This window comes from Arenimonas sp. GDDSR-1 (assembly GCF_025980345.1).
Taxonomy (GTDB): Bacteria; Pseudomonadota; Gammaproteobacteria; order Xanthomonadales; family Xanthomonadaceae; genus Arenimonas.
The window spans coordinates 1-13,846 of sequence record NZ_JAPDUI010000049.1 but is presented as its reverse complement, the minus strand read 5'-3'; the positions used below and the strand labels follow the sequence as shown (position 1 = coordinate 13,846).

The 13,846-nt window shown below is 65.3% G+C and carries 13 protein-coding genes; 2 read left to right on the top strand and 11 right to left on the bottom strand.

Translation table 11 applies throughout. The features are described from left to right. Together Q0W88_RS08175 and Q0W88_RS08170 are read right to left on the bottom strand one after the other, a co-directional pair. A partial coding sequence (locus tag Q0W88_RS08175; protein ID WP_297801993.1) for a sigma 54-interacting transcriptional regulator occupies positions 1 to 852 on the bottom strand: 852 nt, incomplete at its 3' end. Further along, positions 849 to 1,880, bottom strand: a complete 1,032-nt coding sequence (locus Q0W88_RS08170) for an ATP-binding protein (RefSeq protein ID WP_297801991.1) — start codon at positions 1,878 to 1,880, stop codon at positions 849 to 851. The genes Q0W88_RS08170 and Q0W88_RS08175, both read right to left, overlap by 4 nt. A gap of 153 nt (positions 1,881 to 2,033) precedes the next feature. Here Q0W88_RS08170 and Q0W88_RS08165 point away from each other — a divergent pair, with 153 nt between their 5' ends. Next, positions 2,034 to 2,201 carry a hypothetical protein gene (locus tag Q0W88_RS08165; protein ID WP_297801989.1) on the top strand — a complete coding sequence of 56 codons (168 nt, stop codon included), beginning with the start codon at positions 2,034 to 2,036 and terminating at the stop codon, positions 2,199 to 2,201. A 47-nt stretch (positions 2,202 to 2,248) separates the two neighbouring features. Here Q0W88_RS08165 and amt read toward each other — a convergent pair whose 3' ends face one another. The 3 genes from amt to glnA form a co-directional block, all read right to left on the bottom strand. Next, positions 2,249 to 3,610 carry an ammonium transporter gene (gene amt / locus Q0W88_RS08160; RefSeq protein WP_297801997.1) on the bottom strand — a complete coding sequence of 454 codons (1,362 nt, stop codon included), beginning with the start codon at positions 3,608 to 3,610 and terminating at the stop codon, positions 2,249 to 2,251. Between the two features lie 64 nt (positions 3,611 to 3,674). Further along, entirely contained in the window at positions 3,675 to 4,013 is a 339-nt protein-coding gene (locus tag Q0W88_RS08155) for a P-II family nitrogen regulator (RefSeq protein ID WP_297801988.1), read from the bottom strand. A gap of 70 nt (positions 4,014 to 4,083) precedes the next feature. Further along, entirely contained in the window at positions 4,084 to 5,493 is a 1,410-nt protein-coding gene (glnA, locus tag Q0W88_RS08150) for a type I glutamate--ammonia ligase (protein WP_297801987.1), read from the bottom strand. Positions 5,494 to 6,001: 508 nt separating this feature from the next. On the opposite strand from glnA, the gene Q0W88_RS08145 reads away from it, so the two are divergent. Further along, positions 6,002 to 6,790, top strand: coding sequence for an undecaprenyl-diphosphate phosphatase (locus Q0W88_RS08145; RefSeq protein WP_297801986.1), 789 nt, complete (start codon positions 6,002 to 6,004; stop codon positions 6,788 to 6,790). On the opposite strand, the gene Q0W88_RS08140 is transcribed toward Q0W88_RS08145, so the two are convergent. From Q0W88_RS08140 to Q0W88_RS08115, 6 genes are all read right to left on the bottom strand, one after another. Next, complete coding sequence (locus Q0W88_RS08140; protein WP_297801985.1) at positions 6,787 to 8,841, bottom strand: tetratricopeptide repeat protein; 2,055 nt, start codon at positions 8,839 to 8,841, stop codon at positions 6,787 to 6,789. The genes Q0W88_RS08145 and Q0W88_RS08140 overlap by 4 nt on opposite strands. A gap of 27 nt (positions 8,842 to 8,868) precedes the next feature. After that, a complete protein-coding gene (locus tag Q0W88_RS08135; RefSeq protein ID WP_297801995.1) occupies positions 8,869 to 9,873 on the bottom strand; it encodes an alpha/beta fold hydrolase in 1,005 nt (334 codons plus the stop codon). Further along, the gene (locus tag Q0W88_RS08130) at positions 9,873 to 10,628 is read right to left on the bottom strand and encodes a lysophospholipid acyltransferase family protein (RefSeq protein ID WP_297801983.1); all 756 of its coding nucleotides are present in this window, start codon (positions 10,626 to 10,628) and stop codon (positions 9,873 to 9,875) included. Before Q0W88_RS08130 ends, Q0W88_RS08135 begins: the two co-directional genes overlap by 1 nt. Before the next feature lie 101 nt (positions 10,629 to 10,729). Then, the gene (locus Q0W88_RS08125) at positions 10,730 to 11,347 is read right to left on the bottom strand and encodes a YkvA family protein (RefSeq protein ID WP_297801981.1); all 618 of its coding nucleotides are present in this window, start codon (positions 11,345 to 11,347) and stop codon (positions 10,730 to 10,732) included. Positions 11,348 to 11,427: 80 nt separating this feature from the next. Continuing rightward, positions 11,428 to 13,260 carry a phospholipase D family protein gene (locus Q0W88_RS08120; protein ID WP_297801979.1) on the bottom strand — a complete coding sequence of 611 codons (1,833 nt, stop codon included), beginning with the start codon at positions 13,258 to 13,260 and terminating at the stop codon, positions 11,428 to 11,430. Beyond that, positions 13,250 to 13,813, bottom strand: a complete 564-nt coding sequence (locus tag Q0W88_RS08115) for a YceI family protein (RefSeq protein ID WP_297801977.1) — start codon at positions 13,811 to 13,813, stop codon at positions 13,250 to 13,252. The genes Q0W88_RS08120 and Q0W88_RS08115 overlap by 11 nt, the downstream gene beginning before the upstream one ends. Positions 13,814 to 13,846 lie beyond the last annotated feature (33 nt).

Below are 13,846 nucleotides of genomic sequence, written 5' to 3'. Positions count from 1 at the left end.
CGGTTGATGGGTGGCGGCGATGACCCGCACGTCGACCTTGATCAGTTCACGGCCGCCGACCCGATAGAACTCGCCTTCGGCCAGAACGCGCAGCAGGCGGGTCTGCAGTTCGAGCGGCATGTCGCCGATTTCATCGAGGAACAGCGTACCGCCCTGCGCCTGTTCGAAACGCCCGATGCGGCGGGCGTTGGCGCCGGTGAACGCGCCGGCTTCATGGCCGAACAATTCCGATTCGAGCAGTTCGCTGGGAATGGCGGCGGTGTTCAGCGCCACGAACGGACGGCCTGCACGCGGCGATTCCTGATGCAGGGCGCGCGCCACCAGTTCTTTGCCGGTCCCGGTTTCGCCGGTGATCAATACGCTCAGCGGCAACTGCGCCAAGCGCCCGATCTGCCGGAACAGTTCGCGCATCACCGGGGTTTTGCCGAGCAGCGCCGCGTCCGGCACCGGCGTTTCCGCGGCGGCCGGTGCGGCTGATGGCTGCGGTTTGGGCAGCGCTTTTTCCACCAGCGCCAGCACCTCGTCCAGATCGAAGGGTTTGGCCACATATTCGAACGCGCCACCACGGTACGCGCTGGCAGTGTTGCGGATGTCGGTGTAGGCCGACATCACGATCATCGGCAGATTCGGATGCGCCTGCTTGACCGTTTCCAAAAATTCGATGCCGCTGCCGCCGGGCATGCGGATGTCGGTGAACATCAGCGCCGGCGGCGCGCCGGTGCGCAGCGCGTCCATGGCGGCGGTGCCGGATTCAAAACCGCGGGCGCGGTAACCGGCATCCTGCAGGGCTTCGCTGAGCACGAAGCGGATGCTGGCGTCGTCATCGACCAGCCAGATTTCAGTTGCGTTCATGCGTTCTCCTCGGGTACCGGCAACAGCAGGGTGAACACGGTGTGGCCCGGACGCGAACGGAAGCTCAGCGAGCCCTGGTGTTCACGCGCGATCTGCAAGGCCAAGGGCAGGCCAAGGCCGGTGCCTTCGGCGCGGCCCGAGACCAGCGGCAGAAAAATCTGCTCCTGCAGATCTTCCGGCACGCCGCGGCCGTTGTCGGCGATTTCCACGCGGATGGCCAGACGCGACAGGCGGTCGGCAATCTGCACCTGATGATCGGCGCGCGTGCGCAGCACCACTTCGCCGGCGCCGGACTGCAGCGCGTTGCGCACCAGATTCAGCACGGCCTGGGTCAAGCGGTCGGCATCGCCGATCACTTCCGGCAGACTCGGATCGTAATCGCGCACCAGCTTCACCGACCAACCGGCTTCGGCATCGGCCAGCTGGCGCACGGTTTCCAGTACGCCGTGGATGTTGAGCGGGGCCTGCGCTTTGGGCGGCGCCGGATGCATGAACTGATCGATCAGTTGGGTCAGGCGCACCACTTCGTTTTCAATCAGGGTCACCAGCGCCTGCGACTGCGGTTGCTCCTGGGTTTTTTTCTGCAGCAGCTGGGCGGCGCCTTTCAAGCCCGCCAGCGGATTGCGCAGTTCGTGCGCCAGGCCTTTCAAGGCCACCGACAGCGCGGCCGGCAAAGCCAGCGCCGGATCGCTGCCGTCGAATTCGGCACGCGGATGCCACTCGATGCGCCAGCCCTCGGCTTCGCGTACCACGATGGCATCGGCGAAGCGTTCGCGCTGCTCGGCGAAACGCAACTGCACACGCAGCGCGTGCATCCGTTCTTCCGGCTGCAGGCATTGGCGGCACAGATCGTGCAGGCGCGGATGTTCGTGATCGAGTTGATCGATGCCGACGCCTTGCAGGCGGCGTTTGCCGACCGACAGCCAGCTGCTGAAGGCGGCATTGCAGTCCCGGATGGCACCCTGCCCGTCCAGCCACAGCATCGGGGTGGCGAGATGGTCGAAGGCGGCGGCTTCGGTGGGATTCATTGCACCATCTTAGTGCAAAGCACGGGCCTTGTCCGGCTTTCTAAACGGACTCTGAATATTTATTTATTCATTTCAAGCACATGACTTACGGCACATGGCGGAATTCAACGGGTGTTATACCTTGATACCACACCAACCAACCGAGGTCCCGCCATGAACACGTTCAACACCACCGCCACCAAACCGGACAATGCCCCCGTGCAATTGAACAACCGCTACCGCCCGCGCGCCACCGGCATCGGCTATGGCAAAAGCAGCGGTTATGCCGCCAACCGCCAGTACGCCAACACCGCCGCCGCCAGCCTGGTGCGGGTGCGCTGAAAGCAACGGCCCCGAAGGGCCGTTGGCAAGATCACCGCGCAACAGGCTCAGAGCTCGTAGGCCGACTCGCCGTGCGAACTGATGTCCAGGCCCTCGCGCTCGGCTTCTTCCGGCACGCGCAGACCGACGGTGTATTTCACCAGCCCGAAGGCCAGTAGCGCCACCACGCCGGACAGCGCGATGGTGACCAGCACACCTTGGGTCTGGATCCAGACCTGCGATGCGATCGAATAGTCCGGCAACGCGCTTTCGGTCACGTAATCCCACAGTCCGGCGCCACCCAATTGCGGCGCGGCGAAAACGCCGGTCAGCAGCGCGCCGGTAATGCCGCCCACGCCATGCACGCCGAACACATCCAGGCTGTCATCGGCACGCAGTAATTTCTTCAAACCGGTCACGCCCCACAGGCACACCGCGCCCGCGACCGCGCCGATCACCAACGCGCCGGGCAAGCCGACCAGACCGGCAGCCGGCGTAATCGCCACCAAGCCCGCCACCGCACCGGAGGCGCCGCCCAGCATCGAGGGCTTGCCCTTGCTCAGCCATTCGGCCAGGCTCCAGCTCAACACCGCCGCCGCCGTGGCCAAAAAGGTGTTGACGAAAGCCAGCGCGGCCACGCCATTGGCTTCCAGCGCCGAACCGGCATTGAAGCCGAACCAGCCGAACCACAGGATGCTGGCACCGACCATGGTCTGGGTCAGGTTGTGCGGCTTGAGCGCTTCGCGCCGGTAACCCACGCGCGGTCCGATCATATACGCGCCGACCAGACCGGCCACCGCGGCGTTGATGTGCACCACGGTGCCGCCGGCAAAATCCAGCGCGCCTTTGGCCCACAGCCAACCCGAGCGCGCCAGCACGCCATCCACGGCGGCGCTATCGGTGAACGCATCCGGTCCGGGGAAGAACCAGACCATGTGCGCCATCGGCAAATACGCGAAGGTGAACCAGAGCACGGTGAACAGCAGCACGCCGGCGAATTTCACCCGCTCGGCAAACGCGCCGATGATCAGCGCGCAGGTAATGCAGGCGAATGCGCCCTGGAACACGAAGAACACCAGTTCCGGAATGTACACGCCTTTGGTAAACGTCGCCGCCGCCGCGCCGTTGATGCCCTGCGCCCACAACCGGTCGAATCCGCCGATGAAGGCATTGCCTTCGGTGAACGCGAAGCTGTAGCCGTACAGCGCCCACAGCACCGCCACCAGGGAAAACACCGCGAGCGTCTGCATCAGCACCGAGAGCACATTCTTGCTGCGCACCAGACCGCCATAAAACAAGGCGAGTCCGGGCAGGGCCATGAAGATCACCAAGGCCGCGCACAGCATCATCCAGGCGGTATCGCCTTTGTCGATGGCGGGCGCGGCAGTCTGCGCCATGGCACTGCCGGCGGCGAACAGGGCGCCGGCCATGACCGCCAGCCGGGCTTTCCAGGAACGGATGAACGATCGGTGCATGCAAAATCCTCCAGGCGGGTTAAAGGGCGTCGGCGTCGAGTTCACCGGTGCGGATGCGGATGACCTGCTCGACATTGGATACGAAAATCTTGCCGTCACCGAGCTTGCCGGTGGCGGCGGCCTGCTGCAGGGTTTCCAGCACGGCCTCGAGACGGTCGTCGGTGATCACGGTTTCGATTTTTATTTTCGGCAGGAAATCGACCACATACTCGGCACCCCGGTACAGCTCGGTGTGGCCTTTCTGGCGGCCGAAGCCTTTCACTTCGGTGACCGTGATGCCGGACACGCCGGCCTCGGACAGCGCCTCGCGGACTTCATCGAGTTTGAACGGCCGGATGATGGCGGTGATCAGTTTCATGGGCTCTCCGTTCGGATTTCTGCAGGCGGAAAAAAGCGACGCCGGGAATTCCCGGCGTCGTGGTGAAGCGTCAGAGCTGGTAGTACATCGAATATTCCAGCGGGTGCGTGGCCGCCCGGAACTTGGTGACCTCGCCCATCTTCAGGGCGATGTAGCCGTCGATGAAGTCGTCGGTGAATACGCCACCGGCTTTCAGGAAGTCGCGGTCGCCGTCCAGTGCGTCCAGCGCCTGATCCAGGCTGTGGCACACGGTCGGGATGTTCTTTTCTTCTTCCGGCGGCAGATCGTACAGGTCCTTGTCGCTCGGCTCGCCCGGATCGATCTGGTTCTTGATGCCGTCCAGACCGGCCATCATCAGCGCGGCGAAGATCAGGTAGCCGGAGTTCATCGGATCCGGGAAGCGGATTTCGATGCGGCGCGCTTTCGGATTGGCCACGTACGGAATGCGGCAGGAGGCCGAACGGTTGCGGGCCGAATAGGCCAGCATCACCGGGGCTTCATAACCCGGCACCAGACGCTTGTAGCTGTTGGTGGTGGAGTTGGCGAAGGCATTGATGGCGCGCGCGTGCTTGAAGATGCCGCCGATGTACCACAGCGCCAGCTGGCTCAGGCCGCCGTAGCCGTCGCCGGAGAACAGGTTGACGCCGCCCTTGGACAGCGACTGGTGCACGTGCATGCCCGAGCCGTTGTCGCCGACCAGCGGCTTCGGCATGAAGGTGGCGGTCTTGCCGTTACGGTGCGCGACGTTCTTGATGATGTATTTCATCATCAGCAGTTCGTCGGCCTTGGCCACCAGCGAATTGAACTTGGTGCCGATTTCGCACTGGCCGGCATTGGCCACTTCGTGATGGTGCACTTCCACTTCCTGGCCGGCGGCCATCAGTTCCTTGCACATCTCGGCACGGATGTCGTGCAGCGAATCGGTCGGGGCGACCGGGAAGTAGCCGCCCTTCAGGCCCGGACGGTAACCGGTGTTGCCGCCTTCGTATTTCTTCTTGCTGTTCCAGTGCGCTTCTTCCGAGTCGACTTCGAAGAAGGTGTGGCCCATTTCATTGGCCCAGCGCACGGAATCGAAGATGAAGAATTCCGGTTCCGGACCGAAGAAGGCCTGGTCGGCGATGCCGCTGGCTTTCAGGTAGGCTTCGGCGCGCTTGGCAACGCCGCGCGGATCGCGCGAGTAGGCCTGCATGGTGGCCGGATCGAGGATGTCGCAGACCAGGATCAGGGTCGGATCGGCGGTGAATGGATCGAGCACCGCGGTCGAGGCGTCGGGCAGCAGGATCATGTCGGATTCGTTGATGCCCTTCCAGCCGGCGATGGACGAGCCGTCGAACATCTTGCCGTCTTCAAACAGCGCGGGTTCGATGATGGAGGCCGGGAAAGTCACGTGATGCTGCACGCCGCGCATATCGGCGAAACGCAGATCGACGAACTCGATGGCGTTGTCTTTGACCAGTTTCAGAACGTTTTCGTAGGACATGGCTTCAACTCAAAAGGTAGGGAAGGTACCTAGACTCTTGCAAGAAGCGTGCCAACTTTTGAAAACAGGTAAGTGCTTGATTACGCAAGGCTCGGGGTGGAACCCGGCGCCGCAATAATGCACCGAATTGGTGCTAACTGGGAAAATGCGCCTTTTTGGTGCTTAAAGCGGTCGCGTTTCGCTGCGGGCCCGCACCAACAGGAACACCAACGCGGCGGCCACGGCCAAAGCGAGCACCAGCAGCCGGTTGCTGAAGGGAAGTTTGCGGGATGCGGCCATGCCTGTTTGCCTGTGCGGAGTGCGGAAAATGCCGGCGCCGGAAAGAGCACGTCATGGTGGCTGTCCATAGCCCCGGTCCGAAAACCGCCATGACGTGCTCGCAGTGTATGTCCGGATTCCGGTGCCTGACTATGAGAATTTTTCTTAGTGTCGCCGCCGCACATGACCGGCGTATGACAGGGCCGCCGCGCCTGCCCGTATAATGGCCGAAACGACTCTGCGACCGACCATGCACGATCTGATCAACGCGCTCATTCTGGGCATCATCGAAGGCATCACCGAATTCCTGCCCATCTCCAGCACCGGCCATCTGTTGATCGCCCAACACTGGCTCGGTACGCAGTCGGAACTGTTCAATGTCGGCATCCAGGCCGGCGCGATTCTGGCGGTGACCCTGATCTACCGCAAACGCCTGTGGCAATTGCTGACCGGCTTCCGGGAGCCGGCCAACCGCGATTACGGCCTGAAACTGGCCACCGCATTCGGCATCACCGCCGTGCTGGGCCTGATCGCCAGCAAGCTGGGCCTGAGCCTGCCCGACACCGTGCAACCGGTGGCCTGGGCGCTGGTGCTGGGCGCGTTGGTGATGTTCTGGGCCGAACACAAAACCGAACTGGACGCCCCGGAAACCGCCATCACCTGGAAAGTCGCCATCGCCGTCGGTCTGGCGCAGGTGCTGGCGGCGGTGTTTCCGGGCACCTCGCGCTCGGCGGCGACCATCTTCGCGGCCATGCTGCTAGGCACCCGCAACCGCGGCGCGGCCACCGAATTCGCGTTCCTGGTCGGCATTCCGACCATGTATGCCGCCAGCGCTTACGCGTTCCTGAAGCAGTTCGATTCCGGCGCGCAGGAAAACTGGAGCGCGTTCGCGGTGGGCTTCCTTGCTTCCACCGTCACTGCCTTCATCGCGGTGACCTGGCTGCTGAAATACATCCAGACCCACCGCTTCACCGGCTTCGCCTGGTACCGCATCGCCCTCGGCATCGCGCTGTTGGCGCTGGTGCCGTCGGGCACTTAATCCTGCGGGTAACCCAGACGCACCGCGACCGGCGTCAACAGTTCAAACGCTTCGGCAAAACCGTCCCGGTAATTCCGCCAATGCCCGGCCGGGAAGCGATTCGGCATGCCGCCCAAAGCCAGAATCGGCTTTGCCAGAAGCGCGGCATCCGGCGCGGTGTCGGTGGCCAGTGCCGCCTGCAGCTGCGCGGCGATATCGGCGGCGTCCGTTTCCGGTGCATCGATGCGGACGACATGCACTTTCTGCGGACCGTGTTCGAGGGTGTCCGCCAACGCGTGGTATCCGGCCGCCAGCCATTTCGCCGACTGCTTGATTTTGGGGTGGAACACATAGGATTGCGCGCTGCCGAACACCAGCCAATTGATCAGGGCGTCGCGCGGGTCGATGATCAGCGCGGTCAGTTCGGTGCCGGCCAGAGCCGCCGCGGTATAGGCATCCCATTGCGGCAGCCAGTCCACCGCATCGGCCGGTTGCAGGCCGAGCGCCTGCACACCGGTACGCCAGCTGAACGCGGAACCGGCGGCGTCGCTGCCGGGTTCGGCACGGAACGCACCGAAGCCGTCATCGCGGGCGGCGCTGGGCTGATTGCGGTCGGCCAGCAGACGCGTGCCGAGCACCGGCGCCAGGGCATTGAGCACCGGCTCGATACGGGCACCGACCGGCGCCCACAGCAGGCGGCCTTCGGCGCCGGTTTCCGGAACCTCACGGGCCGGATACGGCGTGGGCAGTGCCTTCAGCGGCGGCACGATCTGCGCCATGCGGGTAAAGGCATCGGCGGCTTCGGTGTAGCGGCCGAGACGGTCGCTGGCCAGACCGATCCAGGCCAGCACCATGCGTTGCGCTTCCGGGCTGCGGGCGCGCTGCGCCAACAGCGCCAGACGATCCAAGGCCGCTTCCGGATTGTCACGCACTTCCTGACGCAACTTGACGAACTGCGCCATCGGGTGCGCTTCCGACACCGCGAGGGCAGCTTCGGCGGCGGCAGTCGCCGCGGTCAAATCGCCACGCGCCTCGGCGTGCACAGCCAGCGCTTCCAACGCCGCGCCGCTGTTTGGGCGCGCCGCCAGCCAACGGTCGATCAAGGCTTTGTTGTCGCCGGTGATGCCGTCTTCAAGCGCGCAGCGCAGCTGCCAGTAGGCATCCTGCTCGGGGGCGGCCGATACGGCCGCATCCAATACCGCGCGTGCGGCATCGGCATTGCCCAGACGCAGATGCGCCTGGCTCAGATGATTGAGCGCACCGACATCGCCCGGCGCTGCCACCAGCAGGGCTTCGGCATCGGCCAGCGCGCCGGTGACATCGTCCCGGTGCAGGCGAAGTTGCAGACGCAGCTGCAGGGCATCGCGGTCATCGGCAACCAATGCCAGCAGACGGTCGAGCGCTTCGGCCAAGGCGTCCAGATCGTTTTCGGCCAGCAAGGCCTGGATCAAAGCGCGCAATAGGCCGGGCTGCGTTGGCGCCAGCGTGCTGGCGCGGTTCAGTGCCTGCACGGCGAAAGCCGGCATGCCCTTCTGCAGATAGGCATTGCCGAGACAGCTCAGCGCCAACACGCTGTCCGGACGCTGTTCGGACACGCGCGTGAACAGCGCCAGCGCGGCATCCAGATCGCCCTCGGCCTGCAGCACCGCGCCTTTGGCCAGCAGCACGTCGACGTCGGCATCATCGACGCGTTCGGCCAGACGCAGCAGGCGTTTGGCTTCGGCCAGATTGTTCTGGCCGAGCGCGATATGGATCAGCCCGATGTAGGCTTCCAGGGCATTCGGATTCAGCGCCAGGGCATCCATCAGTCCGGACTGCGCCTGCGCCAGATCGCGTTCGCCGAGCAGCATGACCGAGCGGGTCATCGGGAAATCGCCGCGCTCCGGGGCCAGGGCAATGGCGGCGTCGATGGCGGCCAGCGCCTCGTCCTTGCGGCCCAGGCTCTGCAGCGCCAGGGCCTTCCAGTACTGGCCTTCGGCCGATTGCGGGTGTTCGGCCAATTGCGCTTCGGCAAGGCTCAGGGCTTCGGCGGCGTTGCCGTCGCGCAGGGCGGCGAGGATCTGTTCGGACATAAAAAACCTGGAATGGCGTGCAAACCGCTATTGTACCCCGTCCAGCACCGCGATCAGGCCGGTTTTCAGCCACTGTTCGGCAAATCCGTGCAGGCCCCAATCGCCGATGAAGCCGCAGTGGCCGCCGTGCGCGCTGATTTCCAGACGGGCCGCGTCCGAGAGCTGCAGCCCGCGCAGGCTGGCAATCGGAATCACCGGATCGTCGGCCGCCGCCAGAATGCGGGTCGGCACCCGCAGCGCGGCCAGACGCGCCCCGGCCACCGAATAGCCGCCGAAATAGGCTTCTTCATCGGGCCAATCGGTGTGCTGGCCGACCAGCCATTGGGTCAGGCCGCGCATGTCGCGGCGCAGGATGTCGTCGCCGAAGGCGTGCGCATGCGGAAACAGAGCCCGCTTGCGGCGCAGCGAAGCACGCCATTTCTTCATGAAATACCAGTGGTAGAGCGGCGGGCCGGTTTCCAGTTCGCGCAGCACCGCCGAAGGGTCGACCGGCGGACAGACCGCGAATGCCGCGTCGATCGGCAGGTTTTCGGCCTCGGCCGCCAGGGCCAGGCGCAATGCGAAGTTGCCGCCCAGCGAGTAACCGGCCACCGCGAACCGGCCCGGCCGGTAATGCGCCACCACGGCGCGCGCGGCATCGATCACTTCCTGCAGCCGGCAGGAATGGAACAGGCCTTCGTTCAGATCGTGGGTCTGGCCGTGATCGCGGAAATTCAGCGCGAACACCGCCACCCCGGACTCCAGCAGTTCGGCCGCGCTGTGCTGGATGTAGCTGGATTCGGCGCTGCCTTCCCAGCCATGCAGCAGCAGGGCCAGTGCGCCGTCGGCGCGCGGCGCGGGCGCCGCGGTGTACAGTCCGGACAGGCGGATGCCCTCGGGCAGATCGAGCACATGCGTCCGGCTGCTCACGCCGAGCGCGGCCAGCCGCTTCGCGCCGGCACGCCGGCGCCAGGGGCTGGAGCTGAGCACCGACTGCACATGCGGATTCTTGAACACGCCCTCGGCGCGGAATGCCGGTACACCGACCCGCATCAGGACGCCGCCATCACGTCGACGATGCGCTGCCGGCACAGATCGGCCATCTTGCGGCGGCCGTCTTCGTGCGCGGCCACCGGTTCGAGGAAATGCACTTCGCACGGCCGCGGCGGTTCGCCGAGCACGCGCCAGAGGTTGCTGAAGAAATTTTCCTTCGGCCCGAACGCCATCAGCACCTGGGCATCGCCTTTGTCGCCGTATTTGATGGCGATCGGCTGCGCCGGTGTGCCGGCCAGCACCGCCGGCTGGAAGATGCGGGCATGGAACACGCCGATGGCGTGGCCGGAATGGGTGCGGCCTTCGGGAAACACGCCGACCGCGAAACCGGTCTGCAGGCGTTCGAGCATCTGGTGCATGACCCCGTGCAGGGAATCATTGCTGCCGCGGTGATGGTAGATGGTGCCGGCATGGCTGACCACGGTGCCGATCAGCGGCCAGCGTTCGATTTCGGCCTTGGCCACGAAGGCCATCCAGCGCTGGCTGTGCAGCACGCAGATGTCGATCCAGCTGATGTGGTTGGCCACGAACAGCACCGCGCCCGGCAGCGGCGTGCCGAAGCGGCGCATGCGCAGGCCGAAGATGCGCACCAACAGGCGCGACCAGAATCCGGCCGCCCATTGATCCACGCGCTCGCCGTAGATGCTGAACCGGCCGAACGCCGGGCTGAGCAGCAGTAGCACGATCGGCAGACCGATCAGCGCATGCACCAGCAGCAGCGGAACGCGGTAGAGGTAGCGGAAAAATCGGGGCATGGCGGGGAACCGATGATGACGGTTCATTTTAGCGCGAAGCGCCGGCCAAAACGGAAAAAAGCGCGGACATGCCGCGCTTTTTCACCCGAACCACGGGCGGCTCAGCGCACGCGCAGCGGGCCCGGGCGCCAGGCGTTGCTGATGTAACCGCCGCTGCCGCCACCGTAGCCGGAGCTGGAGCCGTAGCTGCCGCCCTCTTCACGGTTGCGACGGCGATGCATGCGGGTGACCAGTTCGTCACGGCGCACCGACAGCCAGTCGGCGCGGCCGACGGCGGCCGGATCCAGACCGCGGTCGGCGGCCTGTTCTTCGCGGAAGTTGCAGAATTCGTCGTAAGCGGCCAGTTCATGCACCAGATCGCGGGCACTGAGTTCGATGGCGATGGCGTCGTCGAAGAAGCCGAGCACCGGAATGGTGTCGGGAATCAGATCTTCGCTTTCCGAAAAATAGGCCATGGCCGATTTCACCCGGGCGCGATCTTCTTCCGGCAAGGCCCAGGCCTCGTCGACCAGCATGGCGATCATGGCGTCGAGCTTGTTCAGGCGGCTGGCAATGAAATCGGGCAGGGTCAGGTTGGCGGCATTGACCAGCAGCTGGCGGGCGGCGCCGGTCACTTCGGCGTCGGATTTGCCGGCGGCGGCGGCCTTGGCCTTGGCGATGGCTTCGTTGAAGTGCGTCAGGTCCCGGTCGGACAGTTCGATGGTGAAGGACATCGGCATGGTGTTTCCCCTGGTGCGATTTGACTGAACGCTAAGAGTACCGCCTGCCCCAGACAGCGTCAACCCGAACAATTCTTGGATTACAGGATCGGCTCCAGGCCGGCGCCGAACACGGTGATGATGCGGGTATAGATGCCCTTCAGGCTCATGTTCACTTCCGGGAAGTCGCCGACCGCCTCGCTGCAGCCGATGAATTCCGGGGCGGTGTAGTCCATCAGCCCGCACTCGTTACGGACCTGGAAACTGGTGGCGTACGGCCACGGCCAGACGTCGAACACCGGCATCTGCTCGGACAGCTTGCCCATGGTGTAGTTGAAGTCGGCCAGTTCCGGCAGGGTCTCGCGCGGGGCGATGGCCCAGGCGTTTTCCGGCAGCATGTCGTTGCGGATGCTGGCCGACAGCAGCGCGGCGAAGCCGGCATCGTCGATCAGCAGCATGCTTTCGGTGTTGTAGTCGTCGGAGCGCGGATCGAAGTTGTGGCTGCCGATGACCGCGATGCGGCCGTCGATCACCATCGATTTGGCGTGCAGGCCGACACGCTGGCCTTCCTTGTTCAGCGGCACCGGTGCCTGCGCGCCGGAACCGGTGTAGCCGAACAGGCCCGGGCCGTCGCCGGCTTCGGTTTCCTCTTTCTCCAGCCAGCCCGGTTCGCGCCCGACGCGCATGAAGGCCGAGGCCGGGAACGGTTTGAACTCGTGGATGCGGAAGCCGAGCTCGCGCAGGTACAGGCGCTTGTATTTGTGCGACAGCGCGTACACCGGGAAGGCGTCGGTGGCGGCCAACGAGTTGGTCGAGACCTGCACCTGCACCGGTTTGGCGCGGCGCTGCAGCTGGCGGAAACTCTGCCGGGCCAGGCGCGACATCACCAGGTACGGGGTCTGCAGCAGCACGCTGGTCTGCGCCTGCGAGATGATCTGATACACCGCATTGGAAGCGCGCGCCCGGCTGCTGGCCTCGTCGGCATGCTTTTCCGGCAGGTCGGCGTAGAACACCGCATCGCCCACGGCACGCCGGTAGGCGGCCAGCTCGCTGATCACCCGCGGGCCGTCCTGCGCCATCGCGGCCATGGCGTTCATGCGCGGCGAATAGGCACGCTGCGGCAGCTGCAGGCGCTGCGGATCGGCCTGCGCGTCCAGCAGCACGCGCGCCACGTCGTCCAGCTGCGGCGCGGCCACGCTGCGCTCGCTGAGCCAGAAGGCATTGAAGTTGTCGCGCATGCTGTTCACCACCGGGCCGGCCACCCACAGATCGCGGTCGCGGTAGTTGTAGCTCTGGCCCCAGTCGAAATAGCGGTCCTGGATGTTGCGGCCGCCGACCACCGCCATGCGGTCGTCGACCAGCAGCAGCTTGGTGTGCATGCGCTGGTTCAGGTTGCGGAACCGGAACAGAACGCCGGCGAAAAACTCGGCCTTGTCGGTCTTGGCCTGGTTGAACATCGGGCTGTACAGGCGCAGCTCGAAATTGCGGTGCAGGGCCGCGAGTTTGGCCTGCAGCTGCGGCCGGGTCAGGCCGTACAGCTGGTCGAGCAGCAGGCGCACCTTCACCCCGCGCTGGGCGGCGCGCACCAGCGCGTCGAGCACCAGGGTGCCGGTTTCATCGAGGTCGTAGATGAACACCTGCAGCTCGATGCTGTGCCGCGCGCTCTCGATCATGTGCAGGCGGGTCAACAGCGCGTCGTTGCCCTGATCGAGCAGGATGACCTCGTGTTTGCCGTCGCCGCGGCCCGCGGCGACGGCATCGGCCAGATCGCGCAACGGCGAGGCCAGCCCGCAGCCGGCCGGCGCGGTGCAGGCCGAAGCGCGGTCCTGCAGGCTGCCGGCAAAGGCTTCGGCCTCGCGGTGTTTGTTTTCCGGCAGGCTGGCGCAGGCGCCCAGCGCCAGCATCAGCACGGCCGCGGCCAGTCTAGTGATCATCGGCGAATTTTAACTGAAATCCGACCACCACCTCGTCGCGCAGGCTCCAGCGGTAGGCGTGCATGCCGAAGTCGTGCCGGTTGAGCGTGCCGCTGGCCGAGATCGGGCAGGCGATGCCCGGCTGCCGGCACTGGGTGGGCAGCACGCGGAAGGTCACCGGTTTGCTGAGCTCGCGCAGGGTCAGCGTGCCGGCGATATCGCCGCCGGACACCAGCACTTGGCTCGAGAACGGCAGCGATTGAAACCGGATCTCGGGATGCGCGGCGCTGTCGAGGAAGGCCGGCGAGTGCGTCACTTTCTGGATCCAGGCCGGACCGCCCATCACCAATTCGCGGGCATCGAGCTGCACACGCACGCTCAGTTTCTGATCGGGCAGCGGCCGGATCTCGCCCTTGATGCGTTTGAAGCGGCCCTCGGCCGGAATGGCCAAGCGCAGATGCACACGGAATTGCGCCTGCGAGGCCAGCGGATCGAGGCGCCAGAGCGGCGGCGCGTCAGCGGCCGCGACGGGCAGGGCCAGCAGAAGCCAAAGGCTGGCCGCGGCGGCACGCACTTACGGCCACCAGAAGTGTTCCAGGGTGGCGAT

Coding starts and splice junctions, on each gene's coding strand:
- Q0W88_RS08165 (WP_297801989.1), top strand. CDS start 2,034: ATGAACACGTTCAACACCACCGCCACCAAACCGGACAATGCCCCCGTG.
- glnA (WP_297801987.1), bottom strand. CDS start 5,493: ATGTCCTACGAAAACGTTCTGAAACTGGTCAAAGACAACGCCATCGAG.
- Q0W88_RS08120 (WP_297801979.1), bottom strand. CDS start 13,260: ATGATCACTAGACTGGCCGCGGCCGTGCTGATGCTGGCGCTGGGCGCC.
- Q0W88_RS08145 (WP_297801986.1), top strand. CDS start 6,002: ATGCACGATCTGATCAACGCGCTCATTCTGGGCATCATCGAAGGCATC.
- Q0W88_RS08140 (WP_297801985.1), bottom strand. CDS start 8,841: ATGTCCGAACAGATCCTCGCCGCCCTGCGCGACGGCAACGCCGCCGAA.
- Q0W88_RS08125 (WP_297801981.1), bottom strand. CDS start 11,347: ATGCCGATGTCCTTCACCATCGAACTGTCCGACCGGGACCTGACGCAC.
- Q0W88_RS08155 (WP_297801988.1), bottom strand. CDS start 4,013: ATGAAACTGATCACCGCCATCATCCGGCCGTTCAAACTCGATGAAGTC.
- Q0W88_RS08135 (WP_297801995.1), bottom strand. CDS start 9,873: ATGCGGGTCGGTGTACCGGCATTCCGCGCCGAGGGCGTGTTCAAGAAT.
- amt (WP_297801997.1), bottom strand. CDS start 3,610: ATGGCCGGCGCCCTGTTCGCCGCCGGCAGTGCCATGGCGCAGACTGCC.
- Q0W88_RS08170 (WP_297801991.1), bottom strand. CDS start 1,880: ATGAATCCCACCGAAGCCGCCGCCTTCGACCATCTCGCCACCCCGATG.
- Q0W88_RS08130 (WP_297801983.1), bottom strand. CDS start 10,628: ATGCCCCGATTTTTCCGCTACCTCTACCGCGTTCCGCTGCTGCTGGTG.